Genomic DNA, 17,051 nt, shown 5'->3' with positions numbered 1-17,051 from the left:
GGCCCCGACGAAGCCTCTGGACGTGCCGGTGGGTATCGGGCAGAGGGCGAGTCCGGGGAGGGCTTCGCGGGCGTCGTCGCGTCTTTCCCGGTGGACGCGTAGGCGGCGGGAGCCGTGCAGCCAGGAGATCGTCCGCTCGACGGGTGATCCGAGTCGATGACGCCCGCCCCCACGCCCGGGGGAAATCGTCCTGTGCCGGACCGCTCGCGCCGAGCGCGGTTCGCGCCGCCGGCGCAGCGGGGGAGCCGCGCCGGCATCGCTCGTGCCGTCGTACTGCTTGTTCACTTCACGAGCAGGCGGAAGGTCGCACCGTCGGCGAGCGCTTGGCACTGGTACTGCGTCCACCGGTGCTCATCGAGCAGCTTCTGTCCTTGGTCGGGACAGGTTTCCTGGTTGTACGCGGTTCCGAACGAGACCCAGTCAGCGGCGGAGTTCGGGCCGAGATGGTTCGACGACACATGGGCGCCGACCCGTCCACCGGTGGCCAGGCCCTGTTCGGCGTCCCAGCGGTAGTGGACGCCGAGCCACAGGCGCGCGAGGGCGTTCTCCTCGGCGGCGGCCGAGAAGCTGTGGAACCGTCGGATGACGCCCTGCGCGTGCGGGTCCTCGGTAGCGGCGTCGAAGGTCATCTGGTCCTGACCGAACCAGGAGGACATGACTTTCGCCCAGGCACCCGCGAACGTCGCGTGGCCGGAGACATAGGCCGGGAAGGGCGGGCTGAAGCTCTGGCCGTTGCGGTCGGCCGACAAGGGGCGCCATGACGGGTCCGCCACCGTTCCGGCGTTGCCGTCGTCGTCCAGGTTGATGGCGCTCTCCGGACGCCACAGGTTGATCGGCGTCTCGTACTTGGCGTGCCAGGCTGCGATCCCCGCGTCGGCGAGCGCCAACGACAGCATGGCGAACAGCTTGGCCGTACCCGAGGTCTGGATGCGCTGCTGGGCGACCAGGGTCTGGGTGTTCGCGAAGATCTGGCCGATGGGCTTGTACGTTCCGTCCACGTCGTTGGCCCAGAAGTAGGCGGCCTCTGTCTGGTCGGGCGTACGCGTGGTGGAGGTGGCACCGCCGAGGCGTTTGACCTCGTTGACTTGGGCGGCGTACTCAGGGCTGGCCAGTAGTTCGGGCATCGAGGTCTTACCCGCGGGGAGCTGGGGCCGCACCTGGTCGACCGTCGTCAGCGCGAAGGGCTTCACCTTTCCCCAGTGCGGGGTGACCGCCGCACCCGAACCCGTCGGCCGCCAGAAACCCGGTTGCGTGCTTCCGGGGTGGGCAGTGACATTCGCGGCCCCGTCACCCGCTCGGGCGCTCACTACGGCTTCGGCCGCCTTGGTGCCGACATCGGCCCCGGCCGCACGTGCGGTCTTCGTGACGGTCGAAGGCACGGCGGCCTGTGCCGCGCTCAGATCCGCCGAGAAGTCGAGGTCTGGCCACACGCTCGTCAGGGCCCGGAAGGCGGCGTAGTCGACTGCGGTGTCGTAGTCCGGAGTGGTCCCCTGCGCGAGCGGGACCTTCACCAGGTACGGCTGGCCCAGGCATCCGACAGGACGCACGCATTTGGCGGAATTCGCCGCGTCGTAGATCGCCACATGGACGATCGCGCTGGCCCGCGCCAGCTCGGTGGGTGCCGCGCTCGCCCCGGTCAGCTGGCGGAAGGTCCGCTGCAGGACTTTGTTCCAGTAGATGACGTGGTCCCTGTCGACCGCCGTCTCTGCGAGCGGCGCGGCCGCGACCGGGTGGGACGGAAGGGACAAGGCAGCGAGGACGGCCGCCAGGGCCACCGGCAGCGCCGTCATGAGCCGCCTCCACCGCCGTTGAGGGAGCGGCGGGGCGGCTGTGACCGCACTGGACGAGGGATGGCCTGCGGCCGAGGTTCTCTGACGCAACTCTCACTCCTACGGGAAGAAGACGTGTCGTCCGCGCGAGGACGCACGGAACCCGGCCGTCCACGGCGGCCCAGGGAACTCAGAAAGAATCTTGGTGCTCTCGGTCACCTTGGGCCATAGCCTTCCCGGCCAACCGCCGGGCATCAGGTGCGCGGGCCGTTACCGCAACTGAGCTGGTCCAGAGCGTTCCCCCCCGCCGGCACCGGGCCAGGTACCCAATCCTGGCGGGCGCGGGTGTGCCCCTGTAATGGGCCGGTCTTACCAGGATTCTCGACGGCTCCATGGGGGGCGCATGGCGTGGTGGCGTCTGCCGCATGGGAAAGTTGTTGGTCTGGTAGGTGTTCTTGCTGCTGGGGCTGGGTGCTCGAGGGGGGAGGCGTCGGCTCCAGGGGCGGCGATGTCCGACGAGGCCCGGTCCTACCCGTCCACGGCGTTGGACCTCATGGAGGACAACGCACTTCGCCGCGACGATGTCGACTGGGACGAGGTACGGCGCACAGCCTTCACCGAAGCCGGCGACGCGCGGCGTCCCGCCGGTACCCATCGGGCCATTGAGGCTGCCCTGGGCGGACTGGGAGACGGGCACAGCGGCTTCTACGCCCCGAAGAGGGCGAAGGAGCCGGACGGGGACGAGCAGATCCGCCGGCCTGTGGAAGGGTGGGCGTTGGCCGGCCGCATGGGGTATGTGTCGCTTCCCGGTGTCCAGGGATCCGAGAAGGTCTATCAACAGTACGTGCGGGAGGGGCGAGACGCCGTGGCGAAGGCCAATCGCCCGAACCCTGCGGCTGGGTGATCGACCTGCGCCGCAACCGCGGTGGCAACATGTGGCCGATGCTTGCCGTCGCGGGACCGAGCCTCGGTGACGGCGACGTCGGGTCGTTCGTCGATGCGGACGGCAGGAAGACGGTGTGGTCCATCGAGAAGGGCAGCCCTCGGCTGGACGGTGAATCCACCGGCTGGGGAACCGGCCCTCCCGTAGGCGGCGGATCAGCCCCTGTCGCGGTGCTCACCAGCCGTTCCACTGCCAGTTCCGGGGAGGCGGTGACGGTGGCCTCCCGCGGACGCCCTGACACCGCTCCTTCGGGGAGGACACCACAGGCGTCCCCACCGGAAACACACGGCACCGACTGTCCGACGGGGCGACCCTCAACCTGACAGAGGTGATGGATGCCGACCGCACGAGGCGTGCGTACGACAGCCCCATCCCACCTGACCAGCCAGTCGTCGACAACCTCGGACGCGGGGGAAGCGAGGATCCTGTCCTGGAAGCGGCAAGGGAATGGTTGTCCGAGCAGCCCGGCTGCGCGTGGACGGGCCGGGCGATCAGACGGCCGGTGCCGGTTTCCTTCGCCGGCCGGGGACGGCCCCGTTCCGGGCAAGGCGTCTGGCCATGGGGGTGACGGCCGCCCAGGTGATCGGCGTCTCGGAGTGCCGGACGAGCCGTTCGTCGTCCCTCGCGTGACGACGGGCGTGCATCATCACTCGTCGTCACGCTCTCGACATGGCCCGCGGCCGTACCAGCCCACCACCCCGCGAGCCGCCCACCGGTCCACGAGCCGTGCCAGTCAGCAGACCGGTGGGGTGTCGCCGTCCTGATCGGCCGAGTGAAGCAGTTCGATGACACGTTCCTCGTACCGGACGCGGGCCGGGGAGAAGTCGTACGGCATCGTGCCGATGGCCTCCGTCGGACTCGTCCTCGCCCCGCCTTCCTCCTCGCCGGCGTGTTCGTCCTCCTGGTCCAGGAGGACGTCGAGGGCCTCGTCCAGGCCGGATCTGTCGATGGTGGCTCCCAAGGCGGTCTCATGAGCACACCGCTGGACAGCCAGGTCTTCGATGCGGGGGTCGTCGGGGGAGATGGTGTCGTCCAAGGCCGCCTCGGCCTCGGCCAGGCGGTCTTCCTCGGCCCGCAGCCCGGGGTGGGTGGCCAGGACGATGAACCGGTCGGCCTGGACGGCGGCCCCCAGGGAGCCGAAGACACGCTCCGTGACCAGAAGGGTATCGAGATCGGCCGGGCGCAGGGCTCCGGGCGCCAGGTCATGCAGGCGGCCGCTGACCAGCGGTGAGAGCAGGCCCAGGGGGCTGCCCACCTCGCGGAGGCGGTGCACGGCGGCCCGCTGGGCTTCGATGGCGGCCGCCTTGGAGACGAGGGACTCCTCCAGCCGGGCCAGGGACTGCTCGATGCCGGTGGCGCCCTCGAAGCCGGCCCGGATGTCGTCCAGGGAGACACCCGCATCAGCCATCCTGCGGATCCACAGCAGGCGGATCATGTCGTCGTACGCGTAGCGGCGGCGGTCGTCGCCGCCGCGTTCCGGTTCGGCGAGGAGTCCGATGGCGTGGTAGTGGCGGATGGCGCGGGGGGTGGTCCCGGCGAACGCGGCGGCATCGCCGATCTTGACCCGGCGGGGAATCGCAGGAAGGGGCATGCGCGGAAACCTCTCGATCTCGTGCTCGCCGCCTACTGGACCACATGCCGCTACGACACATGCAAACCCCGCTCTGCCGTGCGCGCCCCGCGCTCCCGCACCGTCGAGGGTCGTACGGATCGCCGCGCGGTGATCCGCTCCAGCAGCTCGGGACCCGTACACCGGATCGTGGAAGGCCGTCCGCCGCCGCGAGCAGGAACCGGCAAGCCGCCCGCCGACGGACGATCCACAGCGCAGACTCCGGCCCCCGGCCGGCACAAGTACCCCGGAACACGGTCGCACCAGCCCCGCTGACCAGCGGTTCTCAAGTCGGCCAAGGCTCACGGCCGACGGTTCGCGAAGGGCCGGCCGGTGAAGCGGTGGCCCGCCTGCGCGGCGTGGGAGCGGGTACCCGTGCGGTGCCTGAGGATGGATACACCTGGGTGGCCGTGAAGGAGTTCCGAAGTGGCCCGTCCGCCCAAGGCCGCGTGCCTGCCCGGCGAGGGGATCAGAGGTGTGACTGAGAGTAGCGCCGTGTCGCTGGTGCGGCTGATGCAGGCCAGTCATACGGCCACACTCGAACAGCTCCCGCAGATGATCGCTGAGCACGCCGCTGTGGCGGGCATGTACGACGTGGCGCTCTTCGTGGTCGACATGCGGGAGAGGGTGCTGCGCCGGCTCACCGGCCGGGGACTGGATGCCGGGGGCGGCGGGCAGGAGTTCACCGTCTCGGGCAGTCTGCCCGGCCAGGCCTACCAGCGCGTGGAACTGCTCCCCGAACCCGGACGGGACGCCACGGGCGGGCGGCGGTGGTGGGTGGCCGTCACCGACGGCGTGGAGCGCCTGGGCGTGCTGCGGGCCGACACCCGCACCGACGACGAACCCGTCCGGCAGGCCCTGCGCGATCTGGCGTCCATGACGGCACTGCTGCTGCTGAGCAAGCGGTCCTTCAGTGACTCCTACGCCCGTCTGGTGCGCACCGAGCCGATGAACGTGGCAGCCGAGATGCAGTGGAACCTCACCCCGCCGCCCGCCTACGCCGGGAACGACGCCACCGTGGGCGCGGCGATGGAGCCCGCCTACCAGGTCGGCGGGGACGCCTTCGACTACGCGGTGGCCGACGGCACCCTCCATCTGGGTGTCTTCGACGCCATGGGCCACGACACCACCGCCGGGATCACCGCCAATGTCGCCGTGGCCGCCTGCCGCAACGCCCGCCGCCAGGGCGCCTCGCTGCCCGAGACCAGCGAGCAGGTGGAACAGACCCTGATCGAGCAGTTCAGCACCAGCCGCTACGTCACCGGGATCCTCGCCGACCTGGACATGGAGAGCGGCCGGCTGACGTGGATCAACCGGGGCCACCACCTGCCGATCCTGATCCGCGGCAACCGCTGGGCCATCGAACTGGACTGCTCCCCGGCCGGCCCCATGGGTGCGGGCCTCGGCCTGCCGATCACCACGGCCACCGAACAGCTCGAACCCGCAGACCGCCTGCTGCTCTACACCGACGGCATCGTCGAGGCCCGCGACACGGAGGGCAGGGAATTCGGCCGGGACCGGTTCGTCGACTTCATCCGCCGTCACCACTCCGGCCGGCACACCCTGCACGAGACCCTGCGCCGGCTGATGGCCGCCGTCCTGGAACACCAGGACGGCAGACTCGACGACGACGCCACCCTCCTGCTCACCGAATGGCGCGGCGGCCACCAGCAGGAACTGATCCCGTGAACCACGGCTTACCCGAAGGGAATCGATGACGAGCACGGACCGGCGGCGCGCTTACCGCGATCGGCGAGACGCCCTGGAGGTGTACGTCCATCGCCCGGGTGCCGACCGGCGCCTCGTCGCGGCCGAGGGAGCCCTGGATCCGCACACGGCCTCCCGACCCGCCGTCACCCTGCAGCCACTGCTGCTCCCCGGCGGTGAGAGCGTGCTGGCGCACCTGTCCGGCCGGGGACTTGAGCCGTGCGTTCCGCCGCGGTGGCCGTCCGCAGCGGGGCGGGCGCCTCCCGGAGGGCGAGGGCGCCCATCAGGACAGTGACGACGGGACCCGGATCGCGGAGATGTCGAACTGCAACCGGACCTTCTCGCTCACCATGGCGCCGCCGTTCTTGAGGCGCTGGTTGTAGGCCAGGCCCCACTCGGTGCGGTCGATGGTGGTGGTGCCGTCGAAGCCGGCCCGCTCGTACCCGAACGGATCCAGGACCGAGCCGAGGTAGTCGAGTTGCAGGTCGACGGGCCGGGTGACGCCGCGGATGGTCAGCTCTCCCGTCATGCGGAAGCTCTCCCCGCCCTCGTGGAGGGTGGAGGTGCTGCGGAACACCATCTCCGGGTGGCGCCGCGCGTCGAAGAAGTCGGGGCCGATGAGGTGCGCGTCCCTCTGTCCCACGCCCGTGTCCACGCTGGCAACCCGGACGACGAGGTCGGCCCGCGACTCGGAAGGCCGCGCTCCGTCGAAGTACAGAGTGCTGTCGTAGTCGCTGAAAGCGCCCCGGACCGTCGTCACCATCGCGTGACGGACAGAGAATCCGATGCGGCTGTGCGGGCGGTCGATGGTCCATCGCCCGGTCAACGCTCGCAGCGTCGGATCCAGTGCGGCACCGGTGGTCGAGGCCCTCGCTGCGGGCACGCCGACACCGGCAACCGGCGTCGGCTCGATCACGTCTGTCTGGCGGCGGCTGAAGATGCCCATGACGTCGTAGGCCCTCTCTGTCTGGTCGCTCCGTGCTATCACGAAGTCGACGGATGCTGCGTGGCGAGATGAGGAGCCTCGTCCGGGTTCCATGCCGTCGACTGCAAAGCTGCACAAGATCGTCATGAGTGCTCCGCGGATGGCCGATGAGGTCGATCCCCCGCGTGGCCGGCACGTGCAGCGACAGGGAGAGAACGTGGGTGCCCGGGGGCCCGCCGGCCGCGTCACCGCTTCCTGCCGAGGGGGCAGGTCAAGAAGCGCCCCGGTCCGCTGTGGCGGAGGCATGCTTCCGCATGAGCGTGATCACAGTCGGGCCGAGGGCTCCGAGCGCTGCCGCGGCGATGGCGCCGGCGGTGATGTCGACGGACTTCAGGAGTGTGCCGCCGATGATGCCGCCGCGTGTCATGGCCGCGCTCCACAAGGTCACGAGAACGGCTTGCGCGGTGTCGGCGACGGCTGGGCCGCGTCGCGTCCCGGCACGTCCGGCCGCGGACGGTGCCGGTGCGGACCGCCGGCCGGTGGATGGGGAACGTGGCCTTCATCGGTTCCACCCCGATGGGGGAGATGCGGACATCACTCCCGCACAAGGGGGAACCGGCTACTCCATGCATCACGTTCACACATCCGCCAGGGATGTCGCGCACGGTCGGCTGTCGGAACCGTGGTCCGTCGTGTCGCCACGCAGCAACGGAGGCAGGCACCGGCGTGCCGGACGACGCAGGGGCCGGTGGCGGCGCAGGCTCCTGGCCTATCGCGAGGTCGGGTTGCTGCAGTCACCCGCGCCCGGTGCCGCAGGGGAGGAGTGCCTGCTGCTGGTTCATATCCGCAAGGTGGTCGGCCGGGTGACCTACCGGACGTGCGAGGAGTGCGCCAAGGGCGTGATCACCGATGTGGTCATCGACGGCTCGTTCCGCGACAGTGGACTGGGCACCAGGGCGTTGTCGCATCTGCGTTCCCGGTACCCCGGCGTCACCTGGCGTGCCACCGACGGCCATCGCCTCACGCGTGATCTGCTGCACAGGATACGCATTCCCCGGGTGGCCACCGAGGCCCCCTGCTCCCACCTCCGGTCCGCTGCCGCCGCCGGGAGCGCCGGGTGAAGGGTTCCCCGCAGTTTCCTCCTGCGCGGCGGTGGAGTCGTCCCGACGGCCGGCACCGGGTGAGGCCTTCGCCGCCGTGACCGTCGGGGTAGCCCGATCCCTCATGGGTACGTGTGTCCGGAATCCCGTCGGCAACGAGTGCCTGTACGGACACCTCTTCGAAGCAGTGGGAGATGAAATGAGGTTCCGCGAATCGGCTTCGGCACTGACCTCCCGGTGTTCCACCGAGGTGCTGGCCGGACGGTACCGTCTGGACGCACTCATCGGTTCGGGCGGTGCCGCCGACGTCCACCGCGGCTTCGACCTGCGTCTGAGACGATCGGTGGCGGTCAAAGTCTTCCGGTCCGGCGCCGATGTCGACATGGAGGAACGCTTCCGGGACGAAGCGGTCATCCTGGCCAGGATGCACCATCCCGGGCTGGTCACCGCCTATGACGCCGGACGGCACAAGGGCCGCGCCTACCTGGTCATGCAACTGATCGAAGGCCCCACGCTGAAGGGCCGCATCACCGAAGGACCCCTGTCCCCCGAAGAGACGGCCGCACTCGGCGCCGACCTCGCCGAAGCCCTGGCTCACGCGCATGGAGCGGGGATCGTCCACCGCGACGTGAAGCCGTCCAACATCATCCTGGACGCATCCGGACGCCCCCACCTGACCGACTTCGGCATCTCCCGGCTGCTCGACGCCACCACCCGTACCGCCACCGGCACACTCATCGGCACGGCCGCCTACCTGTCCCCCGAGCAAGTGCTTGGCCGGTCCGTCGACCGGCCCGCCGACGTCTACGCCCTCGGCCTCGTACTCCTCGAGTGCCTCACAGGCAGGCTCGAATACGGCGGAGGCCCTCTCGAGGCAGCGATCGCACGGCTCCATCGCCGGCCCGTACTGCCCGCATCCCTGCCGGAAGACCTCGCGACCCTGCTGCGGGAGATGACCGCCCTGGACGAGTGGGAACGCCCGACGGCACCCGAGTGCGCCCGGACGCTGACCGCCCTCGCCGGCACGGCGGATCCCGTGTCCGTCCCCTCCGCGCCCCGCGCCACGAGTGTCGCGCCGGGTCGGGGACCGGTGCGGGATGCCGGGCCCACGCACCCGAACCCGTTGCCCGCGGGCGGTGCGACCGGGCCGAAAGCCGCCGCCGCACGGCGCCGCGTCCTGGCCGCCGGCGGGACTGCCGTGTTCGCCGCCGTGCTGACCACTGCTCTCGCCCTCCCCGGCGGTTCCCCACATGAAGGAAGCGGCGAGAAGGAGGCACGGGCTGCCCACCGCTCCTCCACGCCGACCGGCCCGCCGCACACCGCCGTCGAAAGGAACGACGCGGCATCCGCGGCTGCGTCGCCCTCCCTCCCCGACGCCCCGGCCGAGCCGCCCCGCGACGCCTCTTCGGGGCGAAGCCCTCGCTCCGCCCCGGCTGAGCCGGTCCGGAACCCAGTCACCGAGACGGCCGCACACGGCACCGGAGCCTCAACACCCCACTCCCGTGCGGACGGTCCTCAGGGCGACCTGATCACAGACCTCCCCGATGCGGGAAAGCCGACCGGGACGAAGACCTCCGGCGAACGGCCCGGCAAGGCCGAAACGGCTGAGAGGGGCAGGGGAAAAGCGCAGGGGGAAGAAAAGAGGGCGCGGAAGGACAAGGGAAGGACGGCCGCCGCGGACCGAGCTTCCGGCCACTGAGCCCAGGACCCGGGACGGAGGGCGAGGCCGTTCTCCGTCCTTCCCCTCCCCGGCCGAGTGGTTCCGCTGAAGCGCGCGCAGGCCGCTTCCGCGCCGCCCACGCCCGGCTGGTCCGGACGGCGTCCCGCCGAGTGGCGCAGGGATCTCCGCGGTCGGGCGCGCGGGGTCCGCTCCCTCGGGCACCGCACGCCTCGGCCACCTCGACCTGCCGCCGCCGGGGCCCGCGATCGACGCACCCGCCCACCGCTCACTGAGCCGGCCCGTCGCCTGCACTCGCAGCGACGGGTTTCCGAAGCGGCCGTGGGCGACGACGTCCGCGAGTACCCGGCACTGTGCTGCCCTCGGGTCCCGTTCGGTGGCCCGGCGTCGGGCGGCACCTCCGACCCGCCCCCGTCCACCCGACGCCGAGACCAACGAGTACGCGCGAACCCGCAGCCGTCCCGCGACCGCCTTGGAAGCGCTCACCCCGACCGGGGCGCGGGCAGACGCTCGCCGTGACCGATGCCCGGTGCGGACAACGGTCGAGGACTTCCGGCCACCGATCTCCCACCGGCCCGGAGTGGCTCAGTGCAGGGTCCTGGCGGCGTACAGGGCTCCGAGGGTTGTGGCGAGGACACCGAGCAGCAGGCGCAGGGTTCGCTCGGGCAGGCGGGGTTGGAGGCGTGCGCCGAGGTAGCCGCCGATCAGCCCGCCGGTGCCGCAGGCGAGTCCGAGCCACCAGTCGGGAGCGATGTCTCCGGAGCTCACCAGGGACAGCAGTACGTAGGCGGCTGCGCCGACGAGGGAGGTGGCGAACGTGGCGGCGAGCGCGGCCGGGGCGACGCGTGCGACGGGCAGGCCGCGTCCGATGAGGATCGGGCCGAGGAGGGAGCCGCCGCCGATGCCGTACATGCCGCCGATCACGCCGACCGCCAGGGCGAGGCCGGTGAGGGTGCGTGGGGACAATTCACCCGCGGACGTCTGCCGGCGGTGGTGCATCGGGGTGAGGGGGCGCAGGCAGAGCCACAGGCCGAGCGGGAGCAGGAGAACGGCGATCAGGAGCCGGAAGACGTCCGGGCCGGGAAGGGCGAAGACACGGATGGCGGCGCCGATGACGACGCCGGGCAGCGTGCCCAGCACCAGGCGGCGGGCAAGGTCTCCGCGCAGTGCGCCGTCGCGGCGGTAGCGCCACAGGGCGCCAGGACCGGCGACGACGTTGAACAGCAGGTTGGTCGGGGTCACCGCCGGACTGGGCACGCCGAAGACGCTCAACTGGACGGGGAGGAGGAACACGGCACCGGACACGCCGACGGGCGCGGTCACGGTCGCGATCAGCAGGCCGACGGCCGGCCCTCCCGCCCATGTCCAGTCCACCGGTGTCCTCGTTTCGTCCGTCCGGTCAGTATCAGTGGCCCGGCCCCCATGAGGGTGGCCTGCAACAAGATGTTCATGAGCGGCAGGAGCAGCCGGGGCGGCCGTGGGTGCGGCGGTCGGGACGCGGCGTCTGTCCACGGCTTGGCAGGTGGTCCGCTGGGCCCAGGGCTTGCGCCCATGTCCCTTGCCGGTCGGTCTTCCCTCGCCGCCGTCCTGCCGGGAGCCGCCGATCAGGGGAGTCGCGCCCGGTGAGCCGACCGTCAGCAGCCGAGCCGGTGGCGACGAGGAGCGCGTCGTCGAAGCCGGAGGCGGTCCGGGCGCCGGTGGCGGCGCTGGAGACGGCCGCGGCGACGCTCACTGCGGTGACGATCGCGGTGGTTCCGCCGTCGTGGGGGTCAGGCGTTCCTCCAGCGCGGAGCGGTAGGGAGCCAGCCTCCCCGTCCGTCCGATGGTCAGCGCTCCGACCAGCCGGCCCGCGCGGTGGTAGCTGATTTCCAGCCGGCGGCCCGCCAGGTCGTGTTCCACGACCCGCGTTTCGTCGGCGCCGGCGGGCAGGCCCACCGAGCGGATCCTGGCGCCGTGCAGGTCCGACCAGAAGGACGGCACGGCCGCGAACGGCCCGGGTGCCTGGGCCGGGTCCTGTCCGGCCAGGAGCGTGGCGGCGGCCGCTGCGCCCTGCTCGACGGCGTTGGTCCAGTGGCCGAGTGCCAGGCGTTCACCGTCGGCCAGCGGCTGCGGCACGCGCGCCACGTCACCGGCCGCCACCACGTCGGGCACGACCGAGCCGTCGGTGCGCAGAACACGCAGATGGGGGTCGCAGTGGACGCCGCCGTCGTGGGCGAGGCCGGAGCCGGCCAGCCAGCCCGTCGCCGGCATCCCGCCCAGCGCCAGGACCGCGGTGTCGGCCCGGACGGTGGTGCCGTCGCTGAGGCGGACGCCGGCCAGCCGGCCGTCGGCCCCGGTCAGGAAGCTCTCGACGGTGGTGCTGGTCCTCATCTCGATGCCCGCCTCGCGGTGGAGCGCGGCGACGTAGGCGCCCGCGGTGGTGCCGACGGCGTGTTCCAGGGGCTGGGCCGCGGCTTCGACGAGCGTGACGTCGAGCCCGCGTTCGCGGGCGGCGGCGGCGATCTCGCCGCCGAGGAACCCGGCGCCGATGACGACGAGCGGCCCTCCCTCGGCCAGCGCGGCCCGCAGGGCGAGCGCGTCGTCCCAGCTGCGCAGGGTGACCACGCCGGCCGGTGGCGAGAGCTTCGCGGCCGGCCAGCTGCGGGCGGCCGATCCGGTGGCGATGACCAGCCCGTCGTAGGGCAGCCGCGCTCCGTCGGCGAGGGTGACGGTCCTTGTCACGAGATCCAGGCGTGTCGCCGCCTGTCCGAGCCGCCAGCGGGCCTCCAGCCCGTGCGGCACGGGCAGTTCGACGTCGGGCGGCCGGTCGGGGGCGGTCAGTACCCGTTTGGACAGCGGTGGCCGGTCGTAGGGCGGACGCGGTTCGTCGCCCACGATGGTCAGGGCTCCGGTGAAACCCCGCTCGCGCAAGGTCCGGGCCGCCCGCAGTCCGGCGAGCGAGGCGCCCACGACGACCAGCTCGCGGCGGTCTGCGGCCCTCATGAGGCGGCCGGTGAGACGGTGATGGCGCGGACCGGGCAGACGGCCGTGGCCTTCTCGGCCTTGCCGAGCAGCGCGTCGGGCGGGGCGGCCTCGTGGGCGAGGTGGTCGTCGTCGTCGAAGGAGAAGATCTCCGGAGCCGCGAAGACGCACTGTCCGTGGCTTTCGCAGAGGTTCATGTCCACGATGATCTGCATGGTCGCTCCGTAGGGGTTCCGTGATGGTCGTCGGTGCGTGCGGTGCGGACATCAGCCGGCCGGGGGGTTGAAGCGCGAGTATCGAGGGCTGGTCCACCGCAGTGGTGAGGCGGCGGTGATCTCCCGTACGGCTTCGACGGAGAACTCGACCAGGCGCTGCGCGCCGGGCACCTTGGCGATCTCCTCGGCGTCCCACACGGTGCGCGCGGTGCCGGACAGGTGCAAGGTGGTGCCCGTCTCCCAGTCGGGGACCAGGATGCCCGCCGACGCGTTGAGCAGCAGGTTGCCCAGGGTCAGGAACATGGCGTTGCCGACGTAGTCGGGCCAGCGCAGCAGGGTGGGGGAGAGCACCTGGACGAAGCCGGGGTTGCCGCCGCGGTGGGAGGCGTCCGCGTCGCCGCGGTCGGAGGCGGTGGTGACGAAGAACGTGTCGGCCGTGCGCACCGCCCGCTGCTGGACCGGGTTGAGTTCGGCGCTGTCGGTGACGGTGCGGTTCGCCGCCTCGCCCCGCCCCGGCCCGGCCCGGCGGTGGTCCCGCTTCTGCAGGTACTTGGGGCAGTTGGCGATGACCTGGTCGAGGTCGACGCGCAGGCCCTCGCCCTCCCGGCGGGCCCGGCCGTTGATGCGCATCCGGCGCCGGGTGGCGGGCTCGATGGCGATCATCCCGATCCGGACGGCCGGTCCACCGGTCAGGACGCCGGCCAGCGGGTCCTCCGGCAGGGGCAGGGTGTCGATCATGAGGGTGCGGGGGTCGGGCACCCGCAGGAACCCGGCCTCGCCCGTCAACTGGGTGGCCCAGATGCGGCCGTCGAGGTCGGCGCCGCCCAGCACGATCAACGGCTGCTCGGCAAGGAAGTCCTTCGCCACGGGCGGGATGCTCTCGCCGATGCCGCGGAGTGAGAACTCCGCTTGCCCGGCCAGGCCGGCGCGTTCCTGTACCGCGATCTCGCCGCTGTGATAGGTGGCCACGGCATGTCCTTTCCGAGCGTACTGGCGTGCGGTCGTCCGGCAACCCACCCGGGGGCGCCGGGCCGGAGGGCCGCCGTCCCCGGGCGGAGTGGCGGGCTTCCTAGAAGAAGCCGCAGGTGGGGGCGTGGGGGGTCGGTGCGTCGGCCGGGTCGGCACCGGTGGGCGCGTAGATCTCCAGGCGGATGCCGTCGGGGTCGGTGAAGAAGATGCCGCCGGAGGTGCCGTTCTCGCCGTGGGGGACGACACCGTCGTAGTGGAACCGGGCGCCCAGACCGCGCAGCACCTCTTCGGTGGCCTTGACCTCCTCGACGGTCTCCACCTGGAACGACAGGTGGTGCAGCCCCGGCCGGTCGGTGGCGAACGAGCCCGCGCTCTGCTGCCACAGCGTCACGAACATCCGGCCGTCCCGGCCGAGGAACGCCCAGCGGCGGTCGTCCTCCGTGCCCTCCGCCATCACCTCGAAGTCGAAGACGGCGCGGTAGAAGGCCAGGGAACGCGCGAGGTCGGTGACGTTCACTCCCACGTGACCGGTCTGCAGGGTCTTCGCCTTGGCCATGGTCCATCACATGCCTTCACTCATCGTCACGAGCTCGTCCCGCAACCACTGAAATTGACTTTAGGGGTTAGGGGAAAAAGGTGTCAACCGATGATCAATGGATGACCGGTTATGGTGGTCGTGTGAGCCAGCCCTCACCGTGAAGGAAGGACGCCGCACCGTGCCGCCGACTCCGGGAACCGACCCCCGTCCCATGACCGACGAGCCGCTCGGCATCGACCTCCTCAACACCCGTTGGATCGACGCCACCGGCCGTCATGACCTGCTGGACTCGCTCGACGGGCTGGCGACCTGGCTCGCCGGCCCCCGGGTGTGCCAGGCTCTCGGCGACGTACCGGCCCCGGTGGACCACGACACGCTGCAGCGGCTGCTCCAGGCGCGCGCCGCCCTGGACCAGGCGATCGCCAACCCGCAGCACCCGGATGCCGACGCCGTCGAGGCCCTCAACGCCGTACTCGCGCACGGCCGCAGGGGACTGCTGCTGCGCCCCGACGGGCCGGACACCTACGTCGAGGTGGAAAGCCCGTCCTGGCTGCCGGCGTGGCGGGCGGCCGAGGACTACCTGCGGCTGCTCGCGGAGCGGCCCGAACGGATCCGGTCGTGCGGCAACCCCGAGTGCATCCTGCACTTCTACGACGTGTCCAAGAACGGCACGCGGCGCTGGTGCTCGATGGCCGGCTGCGGAAACCGGGCGAAGGCGCAACGCCACTACGCACGTCAGAAAAAGGCCTGACCGCCAGGGGCAGGCTTCTCGTCCGGCACGATCCCGCGAGGGGCCGTCAGCCGGCGCCGCTACCGCAGCATCGCCCACCCCTGAAAGAGGGCACCGACTGGTTCGAGGTCATCCGCCCGACCCGCACCCGGCCACTCCACGCCCTCCACACCACCGTCCAGGACCGCTCCGCCCTGCCCCGCCCGTGATGGGCGCGCCCAGGCGCGGGGATCACATGGGACTCGAAGGCCGTCTGCCCGCCGGCCCTCGGACCGGACGCCCGCAGGCGAATGGCCGCCTTCGCCACCAGCCGCTGTGCCGCCAAGGCCGGTGCACTCGTCCTCACCTGCCTGCCGCACCTGAGCGGCGACAGCAGCGGCGCTCGCTCCTGACGGCGCTTCGCCGCCGGCTTCGGCCACCCCGTCGCCGAGTACTGCCCCTTCCACGAGCACGCCCACAGCGGCGAATACGACGACGCCGACCACCGGCGCACCGAACTCCTGCGCCACGGGCCCGCACCCCACCTGGTGTGCGGCGACCGCTCCACCGCCCCCGTGCTCGACCCGCCCCCACCGCATCCAGCACCGGCACCCCGGAGATCGGCACCGTGCCCCTTTCCGCCTTCACCCCGACCGGCCGGCTACGGCAGCTCACCTCCCTGCCGCAACCACCCGCTGTACCCGGCTCGGCCGCAGCCACGCGGCCGAGCCGCGAGCGACCACCCTGGCGGTCATCAGGTGGCGGCGGGGCCGGAAGTGGGGGCGAGACGCCGCTGAACGCGGACAGGAGCCGGTGCTCGGCGCGTCAAGTTCTCTGAACAGTGACGCCGCGGGGCCGAACACCCGTCCCGGGGCGGACGCCTCCGTGCCGGGACCGTGACCGGCGAAGTCCGCTCACCGACTGCCCCGCGCGGTCCATACCGTGCCGCGGGCCTCGTACTCGAGCATCTCCTCCAGACCGACCGCGGCGTCCGCGCCGAGTTCCCGGCGCACCAGCCACAGGGCGAGGTCCAGTCCGGAAGTCACCCCGCCGGCGGTGACCAGGTCGCCGTCGTCGACCACGCGGGCGTTCTTCAGCACGCCGCCCTGCCGCTCAAGGTCGGCCCGCGCCCGGTGATGGGTGGTGCAGGGGCGCCCCGAGGTCAGCCCGGCGGCGGAGAGCAGCATCACACCCGTGCACAGCGCGCTGACGGTCAGACCCGGGCGGGCCGCAGCGGCCAGGGCCCGCGGCAGGGAGCCGCGCCGGATCTCGGCCCACACTCCGGGGTCCTCGCGGCGCGCGTACCCGCCGCCGGGGACGACGAGGAGGTCCGCCTCCCGAGGAGCCCATCCGTGGTCGACGCGCAGTCTGGTGCCGTAGGCGGCCTCGACGGTACGAGGACCGTCGAGCGTGACGTAGCGGACCCTCACCTCCCGGTCGGCAAAGTGGCCGGAGGCGGAGAACACCTCGTACGGGGCGGTGAAGTCGAGTTCCTCCACACCGTCGAACATGACGACGTGTACGCGCAACGGACGGTTGTGCCCGGGAGGTGCGGCGGCCGCCGCACCGGCCCGGGCGGCGGTGCCGACGGTCAGCGTTGCGGCCCCGAGCGCGGTGGTGGCGTGCAGGAGGGTACGGCGGTTCATCTCGGTCGGTGCTCCGATTCTCGGTCGGTCATGAGCAGGGGAGAGGCCCGTCGGCCAGGTACGGAGGTGCCGGGTTGTACCGGAGGGCGCGGCGCACGGCGCGGGCGTGCTCGCGCCCGTGCAGGTGGCCGACGGACCACAGGGTGCCGGCGACGCCGACGGAGAGACGCCCTGGCTGGTGAGCAGGTTGCCGTCGACCACATGGCGGGCGCCCCGTACGACGGTGACGTCGCCGCGTCCTTCGAGCGTCCCCTCGTACTGCCGGCGGGTGGCGGTCCGGCG

Annotated in this window: 15 protein-coding genes and 1 pseudogene; 6 read left to right on the top strand and 10 right to left on the bottom strand. The window is 71.9% G+C overall.

The window, feature by feature from the left end; translation table 11 throughout:
• Nucleotides 1–281: 281 nt before the first annotated feature.
• Complete coding sequence (locus ABTY20_RS06230) at nucleotides 282–1,790, bottom strand: vanadium-dependent haloperoxidase (RefSeq protein WP_351995796.1); 1,509 nt, start codon at nucleotides 1,788–1,790, stop codon at nucleotides 282–284.
• A gap of 487 nt (nucleotides 1,791–2,277) precedes the next feature.
• Here ABTY20_RS06230 and ABTY20_RS06225 point away from each other — a divergent pair, with 487 nt between their 5' ends.
• Together ABTY20_RS06225 and ABTY20_RS06220 are read left to right on the top strand one after the other, a co-directional pair.
• On the top strand, nucleotides 2,278–2,673 hold the full coding sequence (locus tag ABTY20_RS06225; RefSeq protein ID WP_351995795.1) for a S41 family peptidase: 396 nt from the start codon (nucleotides 2,278–2,280) through the stop codon (nucleotides 2,671–2,673).
• A 29-nt stretch (nucleotides 2,674–2,702) separates the two neighbouring features.
• A complete protein-coding gene (locus ABTY20_RS06220; protein WP_351995878.1) occupies nucleotides 2,703–3,035 on the top strand; it encodes a hypothetical protein in 333 nt (110 codons plus the stop codon).
• A gap of 183 nt (nucleotides 3,036–3,218) precedes the next feature.
• On the opposite strand, the pseudogene ABTY20_RS06215 reads toward ABTY20_RS06220, so the two are convergent.
• Both ABTY20_RS06215 and ABTY20_RS06210 read right to left on the bottom strand, forming a co-directional pair.
• Nucleotides 3,219–3,359 (bottom strand): annotated as a pseudogene (locus ABTY20_RS06215) (IS5-like element IS4811 family transposase); the annotation flags it as partial.
• A gap of 86 nt (nucleotides 3,360–3,445) precedes the next feature.
• Nucleotides 3,446–4,303, bottom strand: coding sequence for a MerR family transcriptional regulator (locus ABTY20_RS06210; protein ID WP_351995794.1), 858 nt, complete (start codon nucleotides 4,301–4,303; stop codon nucleotides 3,446–3,448).
• A gap of 531 nt (nucleotides 4,304–4,834) precedes the next feature.
• Here ABTY20_RS06210 and ABTY20_RS06205 point away from each other — a divergent pair.
• The gene (locus tag ABTY20_RS06205) at nucleotides 4,835–6,010 is read left to right on the top strand and encodes a PP2C family protein-serine/threonine phosphatase (RefSeq protein WP_502991753.1); all 1,176 of its coding nucleotides are present in this window, start codon (nucleotides 4,835–4,837) and stop codon (nucleotides 6,008–6,010) included.
• A gap of 301 nt (nucleotides 6,011–6,311) precedes the next feature.
• On the opposite strand, the gene ABTY20_RS06200 is transcribed toward ABTY20_RS06205, so the two are convergent.
• Nucleotides 6,312–6,974 carry a YceI family protein gene (locus tag ABTY20_RS06200; protein ID WP_351995877.1) on the bottom strand — a complete coding sequence of 221 codons (663 nt, stop codon included), beginning with the start codon at nucleotides 6,972–6,974 and terminating at the stop codon, nucleotides 6,312–6,314.
• 764 nt (nucleotides 6,975–7,738) lie between these two features.
• Here ABTY20_RS06200 and ABTY20_RS06195 point away from each other — a divergent pair.
• Entirely contained in the window at nucleotides 7,739–8,074 is a 336-nt protein-coding gene (locus tag ABTY20_RS06195; protein WP_351995792.1) for an N-acetyltransferase, read from the top strand.
• A 178-nt stretch (nucleotides 8,075–8,252) separates the two neighbouring features.
• Nucleotides 8,253–9,752, top strand: coding sequence for a serine/threonine-protein kinase (locus ABTY20_RS06190; protein ID WP_351995791.1), 1,500 nt, complete (start codon nucleotides 8,253–8,255; stop codon nucleotides 9,750–9,752).
• 564 nt (nucleotides 9,753–10,316) lie between these two features.
• Here the strand turns inward: ABTY20_RS06190 and ABTY20_RS06185 are convergent.
• From ABTY20_RS06185 to ABTY20_RS06165, 5 genes are all read right to left on the bottom strand, one after another.
• Nucleotides 10,317–11,105, bottom strand: coding sequence for a sulfite exporter TauE/SafE family protein (locus tag ABTY20_RS06185; RefSeq protein WP_351995790.1), 789 nt, complete (start codon nucleotides 11,103–11,105; stop codon nucleotides 10,317–10,319).
• A 354-nt stretch (nucleotides 11,106–11,459) separates the two neighbouring features.
• Nucleotides 11,460–12,713 carry an NAD(P)/FAD-dependent oxidoreductase gene (locus ABTY20_RS06180; protein WP_351995789.1) on the bottom strand — a complete coding sequence of 418 codons (1,254 nt, stop codon included), beginning with the start codon at nucleotides 12,711–12,713 and terminating at the stop codon, nucleotides 11,460–11,462.
• Nucleotides 12,710–12,907 (bottom strand): ferredoxin, encoded by a 198-nt coding sequence (locus ABTY20_RS06175; protein ID WP_351995788.1) that lies wholly within the window; start codon nucleotides 12,905–12,907, stop codon nucleotides 12,710–12,712. The genes ABTY20_RS06180 and ABTY20_RS06175 overlap by 4 nt, the downstream gene beginning before the upstream one ends.
• Before the next feature lie 51 nt (nucleotides 12,908–12,958).
• Complete coding sequence (locus tag ABTY20_RS06170; RefSeq protein ID WP_351995787.1) at nucleotides 12,959–13,876, bottom strand: pyridoxamine 5'-phosphate oxidase family protein; 918 nt, start codon at nucleotides 13,874–13,876, stop codon at nucleotides 12,959–12,961.
• Between the two features lie 100 nt (nucleotides 13,877–13,976).
• A complete protein-coding gene (locus tag ABTY20_RS06165) occupies nucleotides 13,977–14,432 on the bottom strand; it encodes a VOC family protein (protein ID WP_351995786.1) in 456 nt (151 codons plus the stop codon).
• A 160-nt stretch (nucleotides 14,433–14,592) separates the two neighbouring features.
• Here ABTY20_RS06165 and ABTY20_RS06160 point away from each other — a divergent pair, with 160 nt between their 5' ends.
• On the top strand, nucleotides 14,593–15,165 hold the full coding sequence (locus tag ABTY20_RS06160; protein WP_351995785.1) for a CGNR zinc finger domain-containing protein: 573 nt from the start codon (nucleotides 14,593–14,595) through the stop codon (nucleotides 15,163–15,165).
• A gap of 872 nt (nucleotides 15,166–16,037) precedes the next feature.
• Here ABTY20_RS06160 and ABTY20_RS06155 read toward each other — a convergent pair.
• Nucleotides 16,038–16,769, bottom strand: coding sequence for a DJ-1/PfpI family protein (locus ABTY20_RS06155; RefSeq protein WP_351995784.1), 732 nt, complete (start codon nucleotides 16,767–16,769; stop codon nucleotides 16,038–16,040).
• Between the last annotated feature and the right edge of the window lie 282 nt (nucleotides 16,770–17,051).

This window comes from Streptomyces sp. NPDC126497 (genome assembly GCF_040302425.1).
In the GTDB taxonomy this organism is placed as follows: domain Bacteria; phylum Actinomycetota; class Actinomycetes; order Streptomycetales; family Streptomycetaceae; genus Streptomyces.
Note: the sequence above shows the minus strand (reverse complement) of the source record. Positions and strands in the feature narration are given on the sequence as shown.